The organism is Brevibacillus sp. AF8, from assembly GCF_021270385.1.
Classification (GTDB): Bacteria; Bacillota; Bacilli; order Brevibacillales; family Brevibacillaceae; genus Brevibacillus.
Genome location: NZ_JAGQDN010000022.1, coordinates 34,249 through 56,723 on the forward strand (window position 1 = coordinate 34,249; position 22,475 = coordinate 56,723).

Genomic DNA, 22,475 nt, shown 5'->3' on the forward strand with positions numbered 1-22,475 from the left:
GCGATGAAAATTTGTCTGATTGCCGAAGGATCTTACCCTTTTATCACGGGGGGTGTTTCTAGCTGGATTCATTCCTTAATCACTAGCATGCCAGAGCATGAGTTCATCATTTATGCAATTGGAGCAGAAGGGAAAAACAAGGGAAAATACGTCTACCAGCTCCCCTCGAATGTGGTGGAAATCAAAGAGGTATTTCTGGATGCCTATCTGAAAGAAGAGGCTGCACCGGGCAAGCGTCTGGGCCTTACTGAGGATGAGCGGCAAGCGTTGCTTTCGTTGCTTGATGGGAGCAAGGGTGACTGGCGTGCTCTTTTTTCCGTGTTGTCGGGGAGTAAGGTGCCATCCGTAGCTGAGTTGCTTACAAGCAAGGACTTTTTCGAGGTTATCCAGCGGCTTTGCGAACAAAAATATCCGCAAATCCCTTTTACCGAAATGATCTGGATGATTCGTTCGATGGTCTTGCCGCTATGCCTGGTCATTCAAAACGGCATGCCGCAAGCGGATTTGTATCACAGTGTGTGCACGGGATATGGCGGTGTAGCAGGGAGTCTTGGGAAGTATCTGCATGCAAAGCCGTTTTTGCTGACGGAGCATGGAATCTATACACGCGAGCGGGAAGAAGAAATTATCAAGGCAAACTGGATCAAGGGTCACTTTAAGGATATTTGGATCGACTACTTTCATAATCTTTCTGCATGTGCCTACTCCTACGCGGATGAGGTAATCACGTTATTTGAGCGAAACAAGGAAATTCAGATCGAGCTAGGGTGTGATCCTTCCAAAGTATCCGTGATCCCGAACGGTGTAAAAGTGAGTGATTATGCTGACATCGTGGAGGAAAAAAAGAACGACACAATCACCATTGGTGCTGTTGTCCGCGTGGTACCCATCAAGGATATTAAAACAATGCTGCATAGCTTCGGACTCGTCAAAGAGCAAGTACCACACGCACGCTTTGTTATCATGGGCCCGACGGATGAAGATGAGGAGTACTACACAGAATGCCTGCAATTAGTCGACAGCCTGCAGCTGGAGGATGTTACGTTTACGGGTGCGGTCAATGTAAAAGAGTATCTCGGAAAAATGGACATGCTTGTTTTGACCAGCATTAGTGAAGGCCAACCGCTCGTTATTTTGGAAGGAATGGCATGCAGAAAGCCCTTCGTCACAACGGATGTGGGAAGCTGTCGGGAATTGTTGTACGGCAATGGTGACAACTATGGCAACGCTGGGATAACGGTACCCGTCATGCATTTTACCCAAATTGCCCAAGCGATCATTACGTTGTGTCAAAACGAGCCATTGAGACGGCGTATGGGCAGATGCGGTTTCCAAAGAGTATCGGATATTTACACACATGAGAACTTCTTGGCGGGATATCGCAATATGTATCGGAAATACGAGGTGTAAGAAACATGGCGGGCATTGGCTTTGAACTGAAGAAAATGTTTCGGAATAAAGGGTATTTGTCCAGTGTGAAGGCGTATGCATTTTCTTCGCTGGTCACAGTCGGACCGATGCTGATTTGTATGGTCATGATCACGGTGCTACAGCAGGTCCTGCTTCAAATGAATGTCAGCTATTTGGAGAGGATGTCTTTTTTAGCAGCTGTTGTTTATGCGTTTGTGTTTTCACTGTTGGTTACCTGCGGTTTTTCCATGGTCATTTCTCGCTATATTGCAGACAAAATTTACTTGCGCGAGTATAACGACATCATTGCTTCTTTGTACGGAGTTATGGCTGTTTGCCTGGGCTTGGGGGGAATTCTCGGCGGTGCTTTTTATTGGCTGGCTCCTTTGCCGTCTGGCTTTAAGCTCGTAGCCTACCTTCTTTTTGTGGAACTGATCGTCGTATGGCTGCAATCCGCCTATTTGTCCGCATTAAAGGATTATATGCGAATTATTCGCGGGTATTTGGCGGCTGTTGCCGTTACGCTTCTGGCTGCGTTTTTGCTGGTGAATCTGACTCAATTGGAAAAAGGAATCGCAATGCTGATTTCTTTGGATCTTGGCTTTTTTATCATGATCGTTCTGTCGATGATTCATCTGGAGAGCTATTTCCCCAAGCGGGAGAGGAACTACTTTGATTTCGTGAAGTACGTGAAAAAATACCCAAGTCTGCTGGGCGTTGGTCTCTTTTGCTCTCTCGGCTTTTATGTGCACCATTTTATTTACTGGCTGGGGAGTCCGCTTCAAGAAGTTGTGGCGGATACTTACGTGATTGCGCCGTTTTATGACGTGCCTGCTTTCTACGCTTCCTTGAGCATATTGCCTACGATGGTCATGTTTGTTGTATCTGTAGAGACCGCTTTTTATGAGAAGTATCGAGCGTATTACGGGACGATATTGGGCACAGGCTCGGTGCAGGATATCAAGCGGGCAAAAACTGACATGGTCCAGACATTGATGCAAGAACTTAGCTTCATGATGGAAGTGCAGCTGTTCTTTTCCTTTGTCGCATTGGCTCTGGGAATTACGCTGCTTCCGCACATCGGTTTTACGTCCGAGCAGATGGAGCGGTACAACATCCTGGTTATCGCGGGATACCTGTACGCTGTTATGTTTGTGATCGTGCTGATGCTGCTCTATTTTGACGATCGGAAGGGAGCGCTTGCGGTGACGACCTTATTTCTCATCAGTACGGTTGTCATCACCATAGCGATGCTGCCCCTTCAGAACTACGGTTTTTCATTTTTTATTGCTTCGTTTCTTGGTCTGGTAGCCGGTCTCGGCAGGCTGATCTATTACTTGAAAAATATCGATTATTACACCTATTGCCTACAGCCGCTCTTTGTCAAAGGAAAGCGAATGGAATAGATGGGGACTGATGGATTGGGGAGGACTTAGGGTGAAGAAAAAACGATTCATACTGAGCCTGCTCGTAGCATTAGGAGTTGTATCGACTGGTTGTACACAGAATGTACCTGAACAGCCAGTGTCAGATACCCCGGCAGCAACGAGCCAGGTGGCACCAACTCAACAGATGAATGAGGGACTGATTGAGAATAGAAGCGTATACGATCAGGATGTGGATGGAAGCATCGTCCATTTGTATGTGACGGTAGTCAACGAAGAAAATTCCAAACTGAAGACAACCACCTTTACGGAACTCAATCTGGCTCCTAGCGGACGGAATGAAAAGGGAGAAGATCTCCAGGCTAAAGTCATTATGCAGGAAGGGACGGCGGAGGGGCCAACCCAGGGCTATTTTGGTTTTGGAGAGACGAGAGCGAACGGAACGATTGAGCTACGAGGGGAATCGAGCAGGAGAGCGGAACAAAAATCGTACAAAATCCGTTTGTTCGAAAGTGCCGGATATTGGCGGGATCAGCGCAACATCAACTTAAGCAAGCACAAGTCTGACATGACGCGTGTTCGACAAAAGCTAAGCTTTGATTATTTCGAGCAGATGCCGAATATGACTAGCTTGCGGACGCAGTTCGTTCAAGTAAAAATCAAGGATTTCACCAAAAAAAATCCAGACCGGGACTTTGTTGATTACGGTTTGTTTACTCAAATTGAACAGCCAAACAAAACGTTTTTGCAGGCGCACGGGTTGGACCGGAACGGAAACTTGTACAAGGCAATTGATTTCGAGTTCCATCGCTACGAGGATCAGATCAAGCTGGCAACCGATCCTACCTACGACAAGAAAGCATTTGAAAAAATTCTGGAGATCAAAGGCAGCGAGAACCATGAAAAGCTCATTGCCATGCTGGAGGATCTCCATAATCCTGCAATGAATACGCAGGACTTTTTGGACAAGCATTTTGATCGAGAGAACTATTATACATGGATGGCAGCCAACATGTTGATGGGGAATCACGATACGGCTGTTCACAATTTTTATTTATACAGTCCAAGCAACTCGAACAAATGGTATTTCCTCCCGTGGGACTATGACTCAACATGGGGATTTTTCGAAGAAGAGCTCAAGCGCAGTCCAGAAAAAGGGCTCGGTCAATGGCAGTTTGGTCTCTCCAACTACTGGGTGTCGAACCTGCATCGTCGCATCTTCAAAGACCCGGAAAACATCAAGGCGCTAAACGAAAAGGTTGAGGAAGTCAGCAAGATCATTACGAAAGAGCAAACGGAAAAATACTTGAAGAGCTATTATCCGATTGTGAGCAAATACGTTCTGCAACAACCTGATTTATATAATTTGCCGTTGGATGTCTCCTATTTTCACAATGAGCAAGCACTTCTCTCTGGTGAACCGGAGCGAAACAAAAAGAGATACTATGAGCGCCAAGAGAATCCAATGCCCTTTTTTATGGGAGATCCAAGAAAAGAAGGAGACAAACTCATTTTTTCCTGGGACCATTCCTATGACCTGCAAGGAGACGATCTGACCTACGATTTTGCTGTCAGTTACGACCCTGCGTTTACGAAGATACACGCGCAGGCAAAGGGACTGACAGGAGTCCAATACACGATAAACGATCCGGGAAAAGGTCGCTTTTTCTGGAGGGTGATTGTCCGGGACAGCAAAGGGAACACACAGACGGCATTTGACAGAGTAGAGCCGGAGGATGCGATTTATCATGGGGTGAAGGAGTTTGTGTTGAAATGAAAGGAATACAGAGCACGGGCATCCAGCTCGGCAACAAGCGATTGCGGCATGAGTTGAAGTATTATCTTCGGCTGACCCATTATGAGCCGCTCCGGCAGAAATTGCGTCTGATCGCGACTCCTGACCCTCATTCTGTAAGTGAGGAAGGCTATCATATTCGCAGCCTGTATTTTGATGACTATCACGACACGGCTCTCTATGAAAAAAACTACGGGGTTTTTCAAAGAAAAAAGTATCGCATCCGCATTTACAACAAAAGTGATGCGGTCATCAAGATGGAGCGAAAGAGCAAGTTTGGCGGATACATTTGCAAAGAATCAGCGTCGATTACGCGAGATGAGTATGAACGAATTTTCGCAGGCGATGTTGAGTTTCTGCGGGAGACGGAAAGCGCTGTGCTGCGAGATTTTTATTTGTCGTGCAAGAATCATCTGTTTCGGCCTCGTGTCATTACGGATTATGTTCGAGAGGCGTATTTGGTGAGAGAAGGGAATGTCCGAATCACGTTTGATAAGTACTTGAAGGCAAACGTCAATACGCTTGATATTTTTGACGAACACATCATGATGGTCAGAGCGATTCATCAGCCCATGATGATCATGGAAGTGAAGTACGATCAATTCCTGCCATTCAATATTAGACATTTGCTGCAAAACCTGAGTAATCAGCGGTCGGCTATCTCCAAATATGTCATTTGCAGAGAGGAAACCAAAAAGTACTATAATCTTTAGTGTGAGGAGAAGTCGAGAAACTATGGACACGACCAATACGATTAATTTTCAAGATATCATCAAAAAAAGTGTCTTAAAAATGGACCAATTCGCCAGCATCTCGATCATCGATACCATCATAGGTCTTGTGCTGTCGGGATTGCTTGGTTTGTTTATCTACTATATTTACAAGAAAACGTTTCGTGGCGTCGTCTATACGCACACCTTTAACATCACGCTGGTGGCCATGGCAATGCTTACTTGCCTGATTATCATGACGATTAGTACGAATATCGTGCTCTCTCTCGGGATGGTTGGTGCGTTGAGCATTGTGCGGTTCCGTACCGCCATCAAAGACCCGTTGGATATTGTCTTCATGTTTTGGTCGATCTCGGTAGGTATTGCGACGGGAGCAGGTGTATACCCGGTTTCCGTCCTGGGATCTCTGGTGGTGGCGGCTGTCATTGTCGTATTATCCAAGCGGCAAATGAGAGATGTTGCCTATCTGCTCATTATTACCTATCAGGATCAAGCCAATGACGGGATCAAATACCAGCTGAACAAGCTAAAATACACCCTGAAATCAAAGACAGTCAACAAAGAGATGGTGGAATTGATTGTAGAAGTAAAAATCAAGGGAGATAATACGGCATTTGTTCAGGATATTTCAGAGGTAGAAGGTGTGAAAAACGTATCATTGGTCAGCTACGATGGCGATTATGCACCATAAATGATTCAACAAAAAATCCCTTTCTGACGACGCCTTTACAGGCTGTCAGGAAGGGATTTTTTCTTTGATGATCAGTTCCGTACTTGAACCTTGCCTAGTGTGTATCTTCCGTCCGCTCTTTTTCCTTCCATGGCAAATTGAATGCCCGGTTCTTCTGTATGAGGATCGAGGATAGCCACACAGAGTGTGTATGTTCCTTCTGGTAAATCATCCGGGATATCCAAGCTCTGCTTGACAGTTTTCTTGCCGGGAAGCCATTTGCGGATGTCTTCGTCCGTTTTGGTCTTGGTTACGATATCGCCATCTTCATCCATGAGTGACAGCTCGAGAATCCACGGGAAATAAAAAGGAGCGACACCGAGGTTTTGCCAATCCATCGTTACAGCGAGGCTTTCTCCGGGCTCGACTGTTTTGGCATGTGTCTCTTTGGTGATGGTGAAGCGGTAGCCCATCGTGTTTAAAAAGCGGTTCAAATATTGTTGTTGCTTGCCATCTTTTTCGAACTGTGCAGGTGTATTGGGGCCAAGCCAGCTAATATGCGAAGCTTTGGCTTGTGAGATTACCTGGTTTATCGAGGAGCGAGTAAAGTAGCTAGTTAACGAGTCGGATGGGGAGAACTCTCCACCGCTTGGTGCGTACTTCCAAAAGTCAGGCATGGCAGGCATTTTCTCTTTGGTCAGCCAGGATACATAGCCCTTCTGTATCCAGGACAGGTAGCTGTCTGTATCATCTTTGTTGCCGAACATGTCGTTAAACAGGCCTAGTTTGTACTCCTTGGCGACTGGATGTGGTCTTCGCATCAGTAGCATGGAATCAGGGAAGTTATCCAGATACGGTTGGACGTACTGATCCGTGATTTCTGTCGCAGGGAAAGGAATAGACGTATCGGTATGCCATTCTCCCCAGTGACCGACGCTTCCTAGTTGTATAAAAGCAATGCGGGGATCGTCCTTGTAACGCTCTCCCAGAGCGTCAACCAACTGTTTGTGGTATGTAATGATCAATGGATTGCTGTAGTTGGGACTGTAGCCTTTGCCATAGTCGTTTCGATACCACTCGCCATCTTCAAAGTTGTCATTGTCCCCGCCGATCTCGTTGTATAGCCAATCCGGTATCTCCATGTCCGATTTGTTGTGAGGAATATCCATAACGATACGGAGGATGAACTTGACATCTTTTTCTGTCCATTCCTGAAACCGGATCGCATCTTCGACCTCATCAAATGCATATTCTCCTTTGGTGGGCTCGAGCATCCTCCAGGTAAGATTGGCATAGACGAGGGTATGTGGTTGTTCAAGATTACCCGTCTGTGAGTCGGGAGCCAGTCCCATATACGGGTTTTGGAGCACGTCTTGGGTTTGTTTTGGTGAATAGGTCGCCGTTCCATAACTGGAGGCGGCGGCTGAGGAAGGTAGAATGCAAAAAGCAGCGAGAAGTACGCTGTATAGACCACTTCTGAACTTCATGAGTGCCCCCTAGATCTAGTGAGAGAGTATCATTACTTTTCTTCTGTTTCCTGTTTCCATATGTGATACCACTTGGTGATATGTTCGTTTGCAGCAGAGCCGAGTTCAGTCTCCCACCGAGAGGTTAAGAGTTGATATTGCTCTTCGACTGCCGCATGATCGTCCAAGGAAGCGTACAGCTGCATCAAGATCATGTAGCTGTCTTCTTCAAGCGGGTGCAAATTCTGAATGCGTTGGTTGACGTTGATCGCCTCACGTACTCTGCCATGTCCCAAATAAAAGCTGCTCATTGTTTTGGCGAGCTGCAGCCACATTCTGCGGAGTCTTTCCCGCTCGTACTCTGCCCACAGATAGTCGTAGTCTCCGAAATAATCACCTGTATACGTCGCGAGCACTTGCTCATACTCCTGTATATTGGCAAGAGAGAGGGGGAGTAATTGTTTGAGACGATTCTCCCATTCCTCCACATCGATCGTAGCCGAATCAATCGTCAGCTTATAGCCGCCTTCTAAATTGCCTTTGTTAATCGATATCGTTTGGAGACCATAGCGTTTCAAGGTTTGCCGGATGAGGTAAATCGTCGTATATAGCTGGGTTACGCCTTTGCTCCCATCATAGTCCGGCCACAAAAGCTCGATAAGCGAATCTTTGTCAATCATCTTGTTGCGGTAATGCAATAAATACGCGAATAGCTCACGAGCTTTATTCGTGCGCCACTTGATCTCTTGCGGCTCCTGATTCGGCTGGTGAAACAAAATACTATTGAAGCATTGGATGGAAACGACTGATTCTTCTTTGACAGGCGCGGCTTCTTTCGCGGACTTGATTCGCTCACGAAGACGGTCCATTGTCTTTTGCAAGCGTTGAAGCTGTACGGGTTTCATGATGTAATCCAGCGCGCACAGCTCAAAAGCATCAACGGCGTACTTATCGTACCCTGTGACGAATACAATCTCCGGGGAGTTATCGATTCCTTGCAGACGTTCTCCGATCTCCAGTCCACTGATGCGCGGCATATTAATATCTAAAAAAACGACATCTGGTTGAAGGGATACTGCTTGATCGATCGCTTCGAGAGGATTGGTGTAGGCTCCGACTACCTTAACGCCGCCAACATCTTTTTCCAGCAATCGTTGCAGATGCATCAAGGGTAGTTGCTCGTCGTCTACCAATAAGGCTCTCATCCACTGTCTCTCCTTCAAAAAACGATAAAATACAACAGATTGTCTTACGAATCTGATTAATCGATACTCTCTACTCTATCATCAAAAGAGAGGTTATCCAAACCTTTACGGCGGAAGGAAATGTGAATTTTTAGCAAGTGATGGAGGACAGAACACGCTCTAGCTCGTCAAATGATACAAACCGGGCTTGCCGAAAAACTTCTTTTCCATCCGTAAACAGCAGGATCGCTGGAGCAGTAAATACGAGAAACTCACCGGAAATATTGGGCATCTTCTCCATGGATACCACCATACTTTTCACTTGAGGATATTGTTTTAGCAGTTCTACAGTTCTTGCGTAGGTGACATCGCAAACGCCGCAGTTTGCCGTTTTAATAAACAACAGACTAGTCGGATGACGTTCAATCTCTGCAAGTAGTTCAGTCAGTTCGAGATACTCCTGCACGGTTCGGTATTCCCACCTTTTCTCGCCGATTTTTTACTAGAATAGCACAAAAAATGTTTGCCGCACGGAACGACAACGGATGTACTCTCGAACAAAATCAGTACAAAGTTCGACAAACCTCGTGTAGTTTTGGATTTCAGAAATTTAGGCGAGAGAAGGAAAAATGTCCTGTGCAAAAATCCATAGAAAGAGGCAATGAAAGCGTTTTTTCAAAAAAATATACAAAAAACATGGATATTTTTGCAACAAATTTCTCTAATATACAGTCTGTAATGGTGAAATTTTCCTCAAAAAGCAGGAAGGAGGACATATGGTGTTATCTTGGTATGTCATCATTCCCATTCTTTTCGTAATGGCAGTCGCTATGTATACCGACCTACGCCGCCGTCTCATTTACGACTGGCTGACGCTTCCGGGAATTGTGTATTTTCTCGTTCTGCATGCGTACCTTCATCCAGAGAAATGGCTGACTTATGCGATGGGAGTTATTGTGCTGGGAGGAATTTCATTACTCATGGCGGTGATCAGCAACGGTCAGATGGGCGGAGGGGATATTAAGCTGCTCGCTTTGGTCGGTGCAGCGGTTGGATGGCAAGCGGGGCTGGTCGTGCTCGTGCTTACGTATTTGCTTGCAGGAGTCAGCGTGCTTCCTATGTGGGCCATCGCCAAAATGACAGGCAGGACGAAACTCGAGCGAGAGATCCCGTTGGCCCCCTTTGTTGCGGGTGGGACCAGTCTCATGCTGGTCATGGTTATGTATTCCTAGTGCCTTTCTCATAAGTTTGTTGATTCGCAATCTTGGCAATAAAACGACAAAGAATTTACATGAATGGATTTTTCGAAAAAGAGAGGGAATCTTCTGATGTTGGAATCAAAACGTAGGGCAATCATTTTCCTTGTATTATCATTCCTACTTGCTGCACTTGCGGGCTTTCTGTTTCTGCAAAAAATCAAGGATTTGAATGCGCAACTGGGTGAAATGGTGGAAATATACGAAGCAAATGCAGATATTCCATCTCGGGCACTGATTCAACCCGACCAATTGACGGTAAGGGAAATCCCCAAAAAGTACGCGGATGATTCGTACGTCATCGATAAAGCCAGTTTGAAAAATCAAGTCACGATTGTCCCTTTGTCGAAGGGGGATATCATTACGAAAAACATCATGAAGCCAGCGAACGTTGTTCGGGACGAGAACAACAGGCTCGTGACAGTATTTTCATCGAATAATATCGTCTTCGATCAGGAGTTGGAAGCGCTAGACCGGGTCGACATCATCATCTCGCATGAGGTGAGTGGAAAGCCCGTAACGGAAGTGTTCATGAAAGACGTGCCTGTCGCCATGGTAGCGAAATCGGAGAACAGCTTTAAGGGCGTGGCTTTGGAACTGCCGTTTGAGGAAGCGCCGAAATTCATTCACCAGCAGCATTACGCCCAGATGGTTCGCATTTTGAAAGCGAATGTGGGCAAAGGAGACCTGGGCATTCCTGATCCGTTTGTGGAGCCTGCGCCGGAACAGGCGAAACCGCCTGGCAAACCAGCCAACGCCAAGCCTGGGACACCAGCCGTAACGCCACCTGCGGCACAGCCTGCCGGACAGCCCGCCGTCCAGACACCACCAGCGGCTCCGGTTCAGCCACAAGGCAAACCAACTTCGGTACCACCGCAGCCAACTAATCAACCACCGAAAACCGGAGGGTAAGTCATGAACAAAGATATGAAAATTCTCGTCGTTGCGGATTACGACTCTGTAAAAGACATGCTGAGGGAAATTCTGTCCGTTTACGAACAAGTACGATACACGACTTCCAGCGAAGTAAAAAAAGAAATTGACCGCATTGGGCCCGATGTCGTTTTGCTCGTGCAACCGGAAGACGGAGCAGGAGTAGAGCTGGTGCAGTATATACAAGGCGAGCTGCCGGAGGGCATTGTCATTTATCTCACGGAAAGACAGGATTTTGTCTTGCTGCGAGATGTCGTCCGTGCGGGTGCGGTTGAATACATCGTCATGCCTGATGAGCTAAACCTTTTGTCTGATCGTCTCGACAAAATATCCGATCTATCTCTAATCAAACAGAGAAAAAAGGGCGCGGATGTATCCGGCAAGGCTTTTGTGCGAGGACGGGGGAAGGTGTACTCCTTTTACAGCGGAAAAGGGGGAAGCGGGCGAACACAGCTGGCAACAGGCTTTGCGCAAGCATTGAAGCTGGAATCTACGGCAAGTGTGCTGCTCATCGACCTCAATCTCCAATACGGCGGTGTAGAAACCTTCTTGTCGTTTGAAAACAACCGTACATTGGGCGATCTGATGCCGGTTATGGACGAAATCAACGAATTTCATATTCGCAACGTGGCGCAGAGGGAGAACTATTCCAAGCTGGAGGTGCTGGTCAGCCCGCGGGATGCCGAGACAGCCGAGAATATGTCCGAAGCCTTCGTCACCAGGCTGATCCGCGCCAGTCGCCGCAGTTATGATTTTGTCATTCTCGACTTGCCAACGCATATGAATGAGCTAACCTTTGCCGCTTTGTCAGAGTCGGACATGATTTACTACGTGATGAATCTGGACACACCGTCCGTGCAAATTTACCGACTCGTGGAAGACTTGTTCAGACGTCTTCGGATTGATACGGCAGGCAGGCTCGAAGTGATCGTCAACCAGGTGGGACGGGATAACGAACTGAACGTATCGGATTTGAAAGGATTATTCAACGCTCCGATTACTGCTGAAATCAGCAGAGATCATCAAGGGGTGCAAGCGGCCGTCAATCAAGGCCGACCATTGCAAAAAGAACCGAATGAGAAGAAGCTCTCTCCGGCTGCGAAAGACATCAGAAAATGGGTACTCAAGAAACTGTCATAAAGGTGGGAGTTAGATGGCTTTATTCCGACGCAAGCAAGAGCAGACAGCGCCAGGGGATGAGGCAAAGCAGACGACACTCGCTGCCACACTAGCAGCTCCTTCCTTCAATCCGTATATTGACGAACTGGCTGAGCATTACAAGACCCGACTCTTGCGTGAAACCAACCTGGAGAGACTGACTAGTCTACGTTCAGATGAGATGCGTCTCGCGATCGAACGTCTCGTATCACAATACATGTCGGAAGAGAAAGTAGTCATTCCACGAAATGAAAAGGACATACTGCTGACTCGTCTGATCAATGAATCAGTGGGGCTTGGGCCGCTCGAACCGCTGCTCGCAGACCCGGAAATCACGGAAATCTCGATTAATGGGCATAGCCTTGTTTACGTCGAGAAGCGGGGAAGGCTCGAGTTGACCGATTTGAAATTTCGCGATGAGGAACATTTGCGGCATATTGTAGACAGGATTGTCGCACCGCTCGGCCGCCGAATCGACGAAAGCTCACCGATGGTCGACGCCCGATTGAAGGACGGAAGCCGCGTGAATGCGGTCATCCCTCCGATTAGTCTGAATGGGACGCTCGTTTCAATTCGTAAATTCCGCAAAGAGCCGTATTTAATGGATGACCTGATGCAGTTTGGTTCCTTCAGTGAACCGATGTCCCAGTTTATTCAAGCCGTAGTGGAAGCCAAAATGAACGTCCTGATCTCAGGCGGTACGGGGAGCGGTAAGACGACGTTGCTCAATGCGACAGCAAAAGCCATTCCTCACTATGAACGTGTCATTACGATTGAGGATTCGGCCGAGCTGAAGCTGACTCACCCCAACTGTATTGGGATGGAGGCACGCCCGCCCAATATGGAGGGAACAGGAGAAGTCACCATCCGTCAGCTCGTGCGAAATTCCCTGCGGATGAGGCCAGACCGAATCATCGTCGGGGAGGTACGGGGTGCGGAAGCATTTGACATGCTACAGGCAATGAATACGGGACATGAAGGGTCGCTAACAACGGTACACGCCAATTCACCGCAGGATGCTTTCAACCGTTTGGAAGGGATGGTCGTCATGGCAGGGATGGATTTGCCCTCCACAATCGTCCGTGAATATATCGTCAGTGCGTTGGATATCATCGTCCAGGTCACACGCCTGTCAGACGGGACACGTAAAATCGTTTCGATTTCGGAAGTAGCGAAAACGGAAGACAAACGTGTGGAGGTCAACGAGATTTTTCGTTTCCAGAGGAAGGGAATCGGCGAAAAAGGGGAAGTGCTAGGTTACTTTACGGCAACCGGGGTAATCCCGCGGTGCTTGGAGAGGCTCCAAGTTTTTGGAATCAATCTGGATGAATCCATTTTTAGGGGGGAAGGAGGGAAGCAGCGTGACCATGCCTATTCTGTTTAGTCTTGCGGTGTTGTTCGGCATCTGGGGCATCTACGAGTATCTCGGTTATAGGGCCAAGAAGACCGAATGGAAAAAGAAAGCGGAAGAATGGTTCGAGGTAAAGGGGAAACGAAAAAGTGTCGTCATCGTTTGGGGAGATAAATTTGACCAGACGCCCTATGCCAAGGAAATCCAAAAAAAGCTGATCAAAGCGAACTTCCCGCTTGCACCCTCGGAGTTTTACGGAATTTTGATTGTAGGGACTATGGGACTCACTTTCTTACTCAGTAACGTGGTGAATATTCCCTTTCCTTACAACATCATTATTGGTGCAGCGGTGATGTATCTCATACAGAACGTGTTGTTCTTCGTAAGACGAAATAAGTACCAGGAGCGGTTGAACGAACAGCTGTCCGAGGTGTGCCGGCTTTTGGCAAACTCATTGCGGGCAGGCCTTACGCTCTCACAGGGGATCACACTTGTTGCAAAAGAGATGAATTACCCTGCTGGCGAAGAGTTCAGCCGCATGGCGCGCGAGCTGCAGCTTGGCGTTAGCTTTGACCGCGCGCTCTCTGATATGGAAAAACGGATACCGACACGGGATTTCCGTATCTTTACTGCTACGCTATTGATTCAACGGCGTGCAGGGGGGAATTTGAGCCAAGTGCTGCAGGAAATGGCGGAGACATTGGAGGATCGCCGCATTGTGAATCAGGAGATTAAGACGATGACGGCAGAACAGCGATACGTCTCCATCTTGGTGCCGATTATGCCGATTGCCCTGGTACTGATGATGAACATGATGAACGAAGGCTTTATTGATCCGTTGTTTTCCGGATTTGGTCTTTTTCTTCTGGGGTTGTTCGTAATCGGAACTCTTCTGTCCTATATCCTCGTAAAGAAAGTGACCAACATAAAGGTGTGAAAACATGGATGCTCTCATAATTACATGCGTGTTCTTGTTTCTCTTGCTGTTCGCCATCTGTCTGAAGGAGTGGTATCGCTACTCCATCGAGAAGCAAAAACTGCTCACACATGTCCATGAGGTGACCGGACACAAAAACTACGGGGTACGCAAGAAGGAAACCTCATCCGAACGCCTGGTCAAACGCCTGCTTCGGTATGGAGACGACTATGCAGTCATGGGTCAGCGCATCAACTTTTTTAGTGAGTCACATGAGGTTGAGGACTGGCTTCTGAAGGCTGGACGCCCGTTAGATTTGACAGTTGCCCAATTTCAAGGAGTCAAAATATTCATGGCTTTGCTCGGCATCATTGCCGGCGCGTTGTTTTTCATTCTAGGCTTTCCCTTGTCGCATCTGGGCCTGATCGGATGGCCGTTGATTGGATACTTTCTGCCCATCCTTCTGCTGAAGAACAAAGCCCGTGATCGTCAAAATCAGCTTCGTTATGACCTGCCGGAATTTCTCGACACCGTGAGCGTCACCCTGCAAGCGGGGGTAAGTCTCGATCAGGCATTGCGCGAAGTCATCAAGTTTTTTGACGGACCGATTCGGGAAGAGTTTTCCCGTTTCAATCAAGAGCTGGATCTGGGTGTACAGAGGGAAAAGGCGTATGAACAACTGCTTCGACGCAACGATAATCCGGAGTTTCAAATGCTGATCAAAGCGCTCATTCAGGGGATGCGCCTGGGAGTACCGATTGCTGTCACGTTCAAGGCACAGGCCGAAAACATGCGAAGAATCCGTAAAGAGCTAATCAAGGAAAAGGCGGCCAAGGCGTCACCGAAAGTAACCCTGATCACCACGTTTGTCGTGACTCCTACAGCGATTATCCTGATTGGCGGTTTGATGGTATTGAATATTTTAGAGAACCTCGATTTGTTCTCTGGCATCATGCCATAATGTATGTTTTGACTTTATGGGAGGTGATGCCCGTCACAAAGATGGGATGAGTAGTAATGTGAATCATTTGTCTTATCAAATTCATTTTAACCATGAGGGGAGAAGATTTTTTATGAAAACCATGATGCAAAAACTGTATGTAAAAGTCCAAGGAGCCCTGCAAAATCAGAAAGGTGCTCAAGCCATTGAATGGATCGCGCTGGCAGGTGTGGTGATCGCCGTATTCGGAGCAGTAATTACTTACTTCAAAGGTAATCCTGACGGTGTGGGAAAATCAATTGGTGAAACGCTTGGCAATATCATCGGAGACTTGGATGGGAAGTAATCTGAGTGAATGCTGTTTGGTTACAAACATTGGAAAAGTTGGCGGTGAAGGGCTTTCCTTCACCGCCACACATACATAGTAAATCTGTAGGAAACAGGAGGTAGCAGTCGATGAGATTTGTGAAGGGAATTGTTGCGGCCATCCTCCTTTTTAGCCTGCTAACGGCGTGTTCTCAAGAGGCAGGAAATCAACCGGAAACTCCACAGACCACGGATGGGCAGCCACCCTCTATTCCATCAGGCACAGAAACACAACAGCCTCCAGACAAGACTGGTGAAACGAACACCGAGATGAGCAGAGAAGAAAAAATAAAAGCGCTGGAGGCAATGGTAAAGGCTGGCCCCCTGCTAAAACGGGAAACAACAGAGGATTTTTTGAACACTCCTCCTGGGCTTTTTGCGGGGAAGTCGTATGACGACAATAAGGAAGAGATAGAAACGGAATTAAAGAAATTCCCTTATATTGAAAATCCAGACGAAGAAATCGCGAATCTGTATTACCTTGCCCTCTTGGGGTTGTTCGCGGAGAGCTATCCCGATCCGCAACAAATTATTGATGATATGAAGCTGGATTATTTCGGAAGTCCGGAAATCGAAGATCCTCGCTACCAGTACAAGGAAAACTACAATGTGGAGATTATTCTTGACGCAAGTGGCAGCATGGGTGCAATGGCGAACGGCAAGACAAGGATGGAGGCTGCCAAAGATGCCATCAGAGCCTTTGCTGAATCATTGCCGCCACAGGCCAATGTAGCTCTGCGTGTATACGGACATAAGGGTAGCGGGAAAGAGTCCGATAAAGCGCTCTCCTGCGGCAGCAGTGAGTTGGTATACGGAATGCAGCCTTACAACAAAGAAAAATTGCAGAGTTCCTTGAATCAGTTTCAGCCTGCGGGATATACCCCGATTGCCTACTCCTTGCAGGAAGCAATGAAGGATTTGAGCAAATTTTCAGGGGACAAAAACACCAATATGATTTACCTGGTTAGCGACGGTATCGAAACATGCGGCGGAAACCCAGCCGAAGCAGCAAAACAACTTTCCCAATCAGCGATTACTCCGATTATTAACGTAATTGGTTTTGGCGTGGACGGCCCAGGGCAGCAACAGTTAAAAGAAGTGGCCAAGGCAGCAGGAGGTCGCTACGTCCTGATTCAGGATCAAAAAGAACTGCAGGAAGAATTCAATCGTGGGAAAGAGATTGCAGACAAATGGAAAAAGTGGAAAGCAGATGCGTCCTATCAGGCTTTTGACACGCGCATATCACGTAAGACAGACATCAGTTCGTTCGCAGCAGACTGGAGAATCATTGCTGGCGATGAAAGCTACAATATGAATTCTGCCATTACGACCATGGGTGCGGATGACATGATTCCAGATGAACTGGCCAATCGTCTCCGAACCATGAAGGACGAACAGAAGGATATAGCCAAGAAAAAGGCGGACGAATTGGAGGACTTTCTGGATTCCTTGAACGATAAATCCTATAAGGAAACCGTGAATGCGATCAACAAGAAGTTTACGCAGAATACGAAAACGAACTAATGTCGAAATCTCCAAAAGGAGGTTTGTGAAGTGAGGAAATGGATTAGAGGCCCAATTGCAGCGGCTACCTTTGCTTTTCTGATTCTTATGATGAATCTGCTTCCGCTTGCGGCTCTGGCATCATCTGTTAACCTGCAAGCGCCGAATTACAATGCGCCAAATTGGCAGCAACCGAACATGCAGGCACCAAATTGGGAACAGCCGAACATGCAGGCGCCCAATTGGGAACAGCCGAATGTGCAAGCTCCGAACTGGGAGCAGCCGAATCTGCAGGCACCGAACATTCAAGCACCGAACTGGCAGCAGCCAAATCTGCAGGCTCCAAACGTCAATCAACCGGACCTGCAAGCGCCGAATGTCAATCAACCGAACCCGCAAGCGCCAAACGCAACCGCCCCGACAACGAATATAGAAATGCAGGCACCCGGCGCAAACTCTGACGGTTCGAAGCCGATGACGGAGACGCTGGGATACGGTGCAGTCAAATGGACGTTCAAAGACGTAATGGGCGGTACGCTGGCATACAGCGCTGATTTGCTGATGAACGGCGAAGTAGATATGGCAGCGGGACTTCGGGGCAAAGGCATGTTAATGGGAGACCTGGCCATAAAAGGCCTTGATCTTGCTTTCAAGAATACGCCGTATGTAGGTACTGTAACAGGCATGGGTGTTGATACACTCGACGGGATGAACGCTTGGGCCAACTATCAGTTTGTGTTGGCGCAATTGCCGAATAACAGCTTCCGGGATATTTTCCAAGGCGGTCAGCTAACGAATTCGGCAAATCCATCTGGCGTCAGAATGCCGGGGATCGTGAAAGGCTTGAATGTTGGCATAGCAGCCATCAGCCTTCCGTTTGATGTTATTGATACATTTGGAAGCTTTGGAATGGCGTTTGATCCAAGCCAGAATGAAGCTACACAAAATGAAAAATTCGTGGATGGAGTCGGTAATTTCGGCAGTGTGCTGATGGACGCAGGGGTCATTGCTTCCGTCATACCAGGCGGGCAGGCAGTAGGTGGTGTGCTTGTTGTCACTGGTGCCGTTTTATGGGGCTTGAGCAAACTTGTAAAGTACGCTGACAAGCTAGCCGGCGGCGCGATTACTCGTGGAATCCGGGATGGGGTCGGCAAAGCTGTTGGCTGGGTGAAATCCTTATTTGCGTGACGGAGGTCCTTTGCTATGAAAGTCGTGAATACACCACAGATACAGGCTCAAATCGAGCGGCATAAGCGTTTTTTAGAGAGGACGGAGCTGTACAATTACCCAGCCTACGTAAACGGACAATATTACTACCATGTAGCGTACTGGAAATGGGGGAAAAAAGACGCTGTCGGGTACTTGGTGCTGCGACCGGATGGTGAAGTGGTTCACCGCAATGAAGCAGAGCCTGTTGTGAAACTGTTTTTGGTGCATGCACATGCAGGGCGCAAGATTAAGAACAATCTGGCCATTGATAAAGAGAAGCCGATCGAGATGTACGAGCAAAAATACGAGTATCTGAGGGCGCTTTTGCCCAGCTGTCAGGATAAGATGGACACGGTGCTTCGGCAAGATGCAGAGAAGCTGATCGACGTTTGCAAAACCATGATGGAAAGCCGGGACCAGTTGCGTGCCATTTATGCTCGAGGGATGGACCTGCTCAATCAATTTTTCGCGCGCAATTACGTCATCGCCGGAGAAGAAACGGCATTGCGGGATGTGTTATTTGAATCCGACTACATTTTGTATGATCGCATTCGCAGACAAGTGCTGATCAAAGACTCGGTGGATCGGCTTTACCAGTTTTTCCAATCCAATCGAGTAGAACTAGACCGGGTACAGGAGCAGAAACGAAAAAAGCTGAGCGACTTGCTCTCTGTATACAAAGACAAAACACTGCGAAATATTGCCGATGAATCCGTGAAAAGCTTTGAGACGCATACGACAGGGAAACATGAGTCTTTCCATTCGGTTGAACAGTTGCGGGAGGCCCACGAGAAGCTTAATATGACCATCTTGGAAAACGGGCTGATGGATAAACTGAGAAACCCTTAACAGGAAAGGTGAGAGAAACCCATATGCATCCCTTCAAAGAAAGCATTCGTTTTTATGCACGGAATATCGAGTCTTTGTTGCTCTTGTCCGCCGTGCTCGTGGTTCCGTTTTTTATCATCCACAACTTTACGCTGAACTACCTGAATTTGATTGCGGCGATTACGGGCGCCAAATTCGTCGCAAGCTTTTTCAATCTGTTTTTACTTCTTCTGTTTTTGCTGATCCTCCAGATTCCTTTCGCCCAGTATGTCCAAAGCGATCTGGACGGCGATGAGCGTCCGATTCGAAAGGCATTTCGGACTTTTTTTGAACACAGCTTTTCCGTATTCGTATTTGGGATCGTGTTTAGCTTTCTTGTCTCTTCAGGAATGATGCTGTTCATGATACCTGGGTTGATTCTTATGGTCTTGTTCTATTTGACACCGTTTTTTGTGGTGCTAAAAAAACAATCGGCTTGGCGCTCTTGGCGGGCTGCCATGGAAATGGGCAAAAAGCATTTCTTCCAAATCTTTGGCCTGTTGCTAATGGTGAGTGTGGTGGAATGGCTAATCAGTTTGGCGGGCTTGTTCCTCGTCACGTCTATTACGGCAACCTTCGGGGCGGTTATGTTTATTGAGTTGTTGCTCAATGTGATTGTTCTTCCGTTTTTTGCGGTCATGTTCATGATGTACGTGAATAAATGGAAGGATGAGGCGGCAAGAGCGGAAGCAGCTGTAGCAGGGGGAATGCTGCTCGATGAAAGGTAGCTTGCAAATAAGTTCGAGAGGAGATGAGCGAAGAATGCGCCTGAAGAAGATCGTTTCCAATGAAAAGGGCTCGGTCACCGTAGAGTTTATCGCCATACTGCCGTTCGTCTTTCTGATCATGCTGATTTGCTGGCAGTTTCTTGTGGGAGTCTACGGCGTAATTATCTCGCAGTCGGCGGCAAATGAGGCGGCGAAGGTGTACGCCATAACGGGGAATTCGGGAGAAGCCATGCAAGCTGCCAAAAACGTGGTGAACGCGGCAGGAGGCTACATTTCCTTCAATGATTGTGATATCACGGGGAATGGTAGCGGATATTTTACCGCCAAGGTCGGCGTACAGATGGAACTGGCGTTTCTCCCTGACTGGCTATATATCGAGAAGGAAGACCGATATATCTCCTTCGATCGAGAAATGAAGAGCAGGGTGATGAACTAGATGGTACGTATACTGCGTCACTTGCAAAATGAACGTGGAAATATGACGATCTTCACCCTGACGATTTACTGGTTTATCTTCATGCTGGTATTTGTTGCGCTTTTCAACTTTTCGACCATTTTTGTAGACAAGGAGCAGGCGTCGAACAGTGCGCAACAGGCGAGCATTGCGGCGGTGAAGGATATTTATGATGAGATGGATGCGGCTATTAAAATATATGATTTGTCACCCAAACGGTATTATGACGAAAATTATCTCGATCCCAGACTAGCAGTTGCCAGGAGCCAGCTGAGAGCATCGCACCCCGATTGGTCTCATAGCGAGATTGAATACGGTGCGATTGACTCGGTATTAAGCAGCGCATTGCCAGGCGATGTTGAGTTGCAGACTTATGTCTACGCTGGCTTGCAAACGGCAACAGCAAAAATTCCTGGAGTGGTTGCTAAAGTGCTTTCGGATAACAAGGCAACGCTCAGCGGATCGTCCGTCAAATTGTTCAACAGTGACAATCGGATTGAAGTAAAAACTTCTGTAAAGTACGAATCGGAATCGATGGGCTTTGAATTCATTCCTGCCTATTCCGAGCAAATCTACCAGACAGGTGAAAGCAGACGGATCGGTTTTATTGATGAAGTAAGCGGATGGGTGAATCCGCATATTCCTATGTAGGAACGGCGAACATTGGAGGAAATGGCATGACAAGAAAGCTACAAAAAATGCAACTGCTCATCCGAAAGAAAAACGCGGCGATCTGATTAACAAGGCAACATGGCAACTAGGCAAGGAGGATATGACCGAATGCGTAACACCAAAATACGGATGGCGCTCTTGATCAACAGCATCTTGATCATGCTTCTGCTAACCGGCTGTTCTCTGGGGGCAGTAGGAGCGGGTGCAGGGCTCGGAAAAAATCAATGGCCGCAGACGACACAGGAATTGATTGCTTCACAGCCCGGACCGCTTGCTGGCACGCAATTTTTCCACGCAGCTTATCCGCATCGAGCGCAGATCATACAGATTTTGGATAAAATGCCTACCCTGGTCGACGGGATGAATGATGCTTACTTGGATTTGTACTGGAATCAATTGCTCACCCTGTTCTCCGAAGATTACCTCAGTCCCCAAATGGTTGTAGACCGCTGGAGAATGGCTTCGTATGGAAGTCCGGACATCGAGGACGCCCGCTTTCAGTTTCGGGAAAATTTCAACGTAGAAATCATCCTGGATGCAAGTGGCAGCATGGCTGGGAAAATTGGGGACAAAACGAAAATGCAGCTCGCCAAGGAAGCGATCCAGGAATTCGCGGAAGCACTGCCTGAAGAGGCGAAAATCTCGCTGCGCGTGTATGGACATAAGGGCAGCAATGCAGATGAGCATAAGCAGCTTTCCTGCGGCAGCAGTGAGATGGTCTATCCATTGCAAGCCTACGATGCAAAAGGTCTTGAGCAAGCACTTGACATGTTTGAGCCGACAGGCTGGACATCCATTGCGCACTCCTTGCGTCTCGCTCAGGAGGATTTGGCGGGATTCGAAGCGGATAAAAATACGAATGTCATCTATCTGGTCAGTGACGGTATCGAGACATGTGATGGCAATCCAGTGGCAGTAGCCAAGGAATTGTCCCAGTCCAAAATCATGCCGTTGCTAAACGTCATCGGCTTTGACGTGAATGCAGAAGGGCAGAAGCAGTTGAAAGAGATTGCCCACGCTTCAGAAGGTTTGTATGCAAATGTGACGAACCGTGAGCAGTTCAAGCAAGAGCTGGAACGTGCGAAAGAAATTGCCCAGAAGTGGGAGCAGTGGAAACGGGATGCTTTGACGGAAGCAGACGCTGTCTTGATCGACCGCAAAAAATGGGTGGATGCTTACGACCGGGACTGGTACGAGAAAAACTGGCGGGAGAGCCTGAACATCGGAATGGCGATCGAGTATTTGTCTGCAAGTGGCAAGATTGGCAATGAAGCGAGGGAGTATCTTACTGGGAAAAGGCAAGAAAGAGAAGCGTTGGCTACACAGTCCAAGGAAGAGCTGACCAATTACTTGGTGAGTCTCACAACCGAGACCTATCAGGAAATGAGAGAGGAAATTGAGGATAAATACAGTGGAAACTAACAGCAATGGGTTCTCTGTACCAAAAGCGACTGCTTGTCGCAACGGAGAACCCACTGTAA

The 22,475-nt window shown here is 47.6% G+C and carries 22 protein-coding genes; 19 read left to right on the forward strand and 3 right to left on the reverse strand.

Features of this window, described 5'->3' with window-relative positions:
- Window positions 1-3: 3 nt before the first annotated feature.
- Genes pelF through KB186_RS23195 form a run of 5 tightly spaced genes read left to right on the forward strand, consistent with a single transcriptional unit; the run spans window position 4 to window position 6,012 of the window.
- Window positions 4-1,410, forward strand: a complete 1,407-nt coding sequence (gene pelF / locus KB186_RS23175) for a GT4 family glycosyltransferase PelF (protein ID WP_173610722.1) — start codon at window positions 4-6, stop codon at window positions 1,408-1,410.
- 5 nt (window positions 1,411-1,415) lie between these two features.
- Complete coding sequence (pelG, locus tag KB186_RS23180) at window positions 1,416-2,816, forward strand: exopolysaccharide Pel transporter PelG (protein ID WP_232774438.1); 1,401 nt, start codon at window positions 1,416-1,418, stop codon at window positions 2,814-2,816.
- A 31-nt stretch (window positions 2,817-2,847) separates the two neighbouring features.
- The gene (locus KB186_RS23185; protein ID WP_232774439.1) at window positions 2,848-4,572 is read left to right on the forward strand and encodes a CotH kinase family protein; all 1,725 of its coding nucleotides are present in this window, start codon (window positions 2,848-2,850) and stop codon (window positions 4,570-4,572) included.
- On the forward strand, window positions 4,569-5,303 hold the full coding sequence (locus tag KB186_RS23190) for a polyphosphate polymerase domain-containing protein (protein ID WP_221866757.1): 735 nt from the start codon (window positions 4,569-4,571) through the stop codon (window positions 5,301-5,303). Before KB186_RS23185 ends, KB186_RS23190 begins: the two co-directional genes overlap by 4 nt.
- Before the next feature lie 22 nt (window positions 5,304-5,325).
- The gene (locus tag KB186_RS23195; protein ID WP_173610718.1) at window positions 5,326-6,012 is read left to right on the forward strand and encodes a DUF4956 domain-containing protein; all 687 of its coding nucleotides are present in this window, start codon (window positions 5,326-5,328) and stop codon (window positions 6,010-6,012) included.
- Between the two features lie 71 nt (window positions 6,013-6,083).
- Here KB186_RS23195 and KB186_RS23200 read toward each other — a convergent pair whose 3' ends face one another.
- The 3 genes from KB186_RS23200 to KB186_RS23210 form a co-directional block, all read right to left on the reverse strand.
- Window positions 6,084-7,478 (reverse strand): DUF4832 domain-containing protein, encoded by a 1,395-nt coding sequence (locus KB186_RS23200; protein WP_232774440.1) that lies wholly within the window; start codon window positions 7,476-7,478, stop codon window positions 6,084-6,086.
- Between the two features lie 32 nt (window positions 7,479-7,510).
- Window positions 7,511-8,662 (reverse strand): response regulator, encoded by a 1,152-nt coding sequence (locus tag KB186_RS23205; RefSeq protein ID WP_173610716.1) that lies wholly within the window; start codon window positions 8,660-8,662, stop codon window positions 7,511-7,513.
- A 130-nt stretch (window positions 8,663-8,792) separates the two neighbouring features.
- A complete protein-coding gene (locus KB186_RS23210) occupies window positions 8,793-9,107 on the reverse strand; it encodes a thioredoxin family protein (protein ID WP_232774441.1) in 315 nt (104 codons plus the stop codon).
- A 310-nt stretch (window positions 9,108-9,417) separates the two neighbouring features.
- Here KB186_RS23210 and KB186_RS23215 point away from each other — a divergent pair, with 310 nt between their 5' ends.
- The 14 genes from KB186_RS23215 (at window position 9,418) to KB186_RS23280 (ending at window position 22,416) form a co-directional block, all read left to right on the forward strand.
- Entirely contained in the window at window positions 9,418-9,873 is a 456-nt protein-coding gene (locus KB186_RS23215; RefSeq protein WP_173610714.1) for a prepilin peptidase, read from the forward strand.
- A gap of 96 nt (window positions 9,874-9,969) precedes the next feature.
- Window positions 9,970-10,809 (forward strand): CpaB family protein, encoded by an 840-nt coding sequence (locus KB186_RS23220; RefSeq protein WP_232774442.1) that lies wholly within the window; start codon window positions 9,970-9,972, stop codon window positions 10,807-10,809.
- A 3-nt stretch (window positions 10,810-10,812) separates the two neighbouring features.
- Window positions 10,813-11,970, forward strand: a complete 1,158-nt coding sequence (locus KB186_RS23225) for a CpaE/TadZ family protein (RefSeq protein ID WP_173610712.1) — start codon at window positions 10,813-10,815, stop codon at window positions 11,968-11,970.
- Window positions 11,971-11,983: 13 nt separating this feature from the next.
- Complete coding sequence (locus KB186_RS23230) at window positions 11,984-13,372, forward strand: TadA family conjugal transfer-associated ATPase (RefSeq protein ID WP_221866763.1); 1,389 nt, start codon at window positions 11,984-11,986, stop codon at window positions 13,370-13,372.
- Window positions 13,350-14,276, forward strand: coding sequence for a type II secretion system F family protein (locus KB186_RS23235; protein ID WP_353057251.1), 927 nt, complete (start codon window positions 13,350-13,352; stop codon window positions 14,274-14,276). Before KB186_RS23230 ends, KB186_RS23235 begins: the two co-directional genes overlap by 23 nt.
- Window positions 14,277-14,280: 4 nt before the next feature.
- Complete coding sequence (locus KB186_RS23240) at window positions 14,281-15,216, forward strand: type II secretion system F family protein (protein WP_173610709.1); 936 nt, start codon at window positions 14,281-14,283, stop codon at window positions 15,214-15,216.
- 112 nt (window positions 15,217-15,328) lie between these two features.
- Window positions 15,329-15,541: a hypothetical protein gene (locus tag KB186_RS23245; RefSeq protein ID WP_016740291.1), complete on the forward strand. Its 213-nt coding sequence runs from the start codon at window positions 15,329-15,331 to the stop codon at window positions 15,539-15,541.
- A 110-nt stretch (window positions 15,542-15,651) separates the two neighbouring features.
- Window positions 15,652-17,085 (forward strand): vWA domain-containing protein, encoded by a 1,434-nt coding sequence (locus KB186_RS23250; protein WP_173610707.1) that lies wholly within the window; start codon window positions 15,652-15,654, stop codon window positions 17,083-17,085.
- Between the two features lie 30 nt (window positions 17,086-17,115).
- The gene (locus KB186_RS23255; RefSeq protein WP_232774443.1) at window positions 17,116-18,252 is read left to right on the forward strand and encodes a hypothetical protein; all 1,137 of its coding nucleotides are present in this window, start codon (window positions 17,116-17,118) and stop codon (window positions 18,250-18,252) included.
- A 15-nt stretch (window positions 18,253-18,267) separates the two neighbouring features.
- Window positions 18,268-19,122, forward strand: a complete 855-nt coding sequence (locus KB186_RS23260; RefSeq protein ID WP_221866766.1) for a hypothetical protein — start codon at window positions 18,268-18,270, stop codon at window positions 19,120-19,122.
- Between the two features lie 23 nt (window positions 19,123-19,145).
- A complete protein-coding gene (locus KB186_RS23265) occupies window positions 19,146-19,868 on the forward strand; it encodes a hypothetical protein (RefSeq protein ID WP_232774444.1) in 723 nt (240 codons plus the stop codon).
- Window positions 19,869-19,902: 34 nt separating this feature from the next.
- A complete protein-coding gene (locus KB186_RS23270) occupies window positions 19,903-20,304 on the forward strand; it encodes a TadE/TadG family type IV pilus assembly protein (protein WP_173610703.1) in 402 nt (133 codons plus the stop codon).
- Window positions 20,305-20,973, forward strand: a complete 669-nt coding sequence (locus KB186_RS23275) for a Tad domain-containing protein (protein WP_221866768.1) — start codon at window positions 20,305-20,307, stop codon at window positions 20,971-20,973.
- Window positions 20,974-21,102: 129 nt separating this feature from the next.
- The gene (locus KB186_RS23280) at window positions 21,103-22,416 is read left to right on the forward strand and encodes a VWA domain-containing protein (RefSeq protein ID WP_232774445.1); all 1,314 of its coding nucleotides are present in this window, start codon (window positions 21,103-21,105) and stop codon (window positions 22,414-22,416) included.
- The last annotated feature ends 59 nt before the right edge of the window (window positions 22,417-22,475 follow it).

What these genes read in the sequence shown, in the direction of transcription:
- pelF (WP_173610722.1), top strand. Translation starts at nt 4, where the DNA reads ATGAAAATTTGTCTGATTGCCGAAGGATCTTACCCTTTTATCACGGGG.
- pelG (WP_232774438.1), top strand. Translation starts at nt 1,416, where the DNA reads ATGGCGGGCATTGGCTTTGAACTGAAGAAAATGTTTCGGAATAAAGGG.
- KB186_RS23190 (WP_221866757.1), top strand. Translation starts at nt 4,569, where the DNA reads ATGAAAGGAATACAGAGCACGGGCATCCAGCTCGGCAACAAGCGATTG.
- KB186_RS23195 (WP_173610718.1), top strand. Translation starts at nt 5,326, where the DNA reads ATGGACACGACCAATACGATTAATTTTCAAGATATCATCAAAAAAAGT.
- KB186_RS23200 (WP_232774440.1), bottom strand. Translation starts at nt 7,478, where the DNA reads ATGAAGTTCAGAAGTGGTCTATACAGCGTACTTCTCGCTGCTTTTTGC.
- KB186_RS23205 (WP_173610716.1), bottom strand. Translation starts at nt 8,662, where the DNA reads ATGAGAGCCTTATTGGTAGACGACGAGCAACTACCCTTGATGCATCTG.
- KB186_RS23215 (WP_173610714.1), top strand. Translation starts at nt 9,418, where the DNA reads ATGGTGTTATCTTGGTATGTCATCATTCCCATTCTTTTCGTAATGGCA.
- KB186_RS23220 (WP_232774442.1), top strand. Translation starts at nt 9,970, where the DNA reads ATGTTGGAATCAAAACGTAGGGCAATCATTTTCCTTGTATTATCATTC.
- KB186_RS23225 (WP_173610712.1), top strand. Translation starts at nt 10,813, where the DNA reads ATGAACAAAGATATGAAAATTCTCGTCGTTGCGGATTACGACTCTGTA.
- KB186_RS23230 (WP_221866763.1), top strand. Translation starts at nt 11,984, where the DNA reads ATGGCTTTATTCCGACGCAAGCAAGAGCAGACAGCGCCAGGGGATGAG.
- KB186_RS23240 (WP_173610709.1), top strand. Translation starts at nt 14,281, where the DNA reads ATGGATGCTCTCATAATTACATGCGTGTTCTTGTTTCTCTTGCTGTTC.
- KB186_RS23245 (WP_016740291.1), top strand. Translation starts at nt 15,329, where the DNA reads ATGAAAACCATGATGCAAAAACTGTATGTAAAAGTCCAAGGAGCCCTG.
- KB186_RS23250 (WP_173610707.1), top strand. Translation starts at nt 15,652, where the DNA reads ATGAGATTTGTGAAGGGAATTGTTGCGGCCATCCTCCTTTTTAGCCTG.
- KB186_RS23260 (WP_221866766.1), top strand. Translation starts at nt 18,268, where the DNA reads ATGAAAGTCGTGAATACACCACAGATACAGGCTCAAATCGAGCGGCAT.
- KB186_RS23265 (WP_232774444.1), top strand. Translation starts at nt 19,146, where the DNA reads ATGCATCCCTTCAAAGAAAGCATTCGTTTTTATGCACGGAATATCGAG.
- KB186_RS23270 (WP_173610703.1), top strand. Translation starts at nt 19,903, where the DNA reads ATGCGCCTGAAGAAGATCGTTTCCAATGAAAAGGGCTCGGTCACCGTA.
- KB186_RS23275 (WP_221866768.1), top strand. Translation starts at nt 20,305, where the DNA reads ATGGTACGTATACTGCGTCACTTGCAAAATGAACGTGGAAATATGACG.
- KB186_RS23280 (WP_232774445.1), top strand. Translation starts at nt 21,103, where the DNA reads ATGCGTAACACCAAAATACGGATGGCGCTCTTGATCAACAGCATCTTG.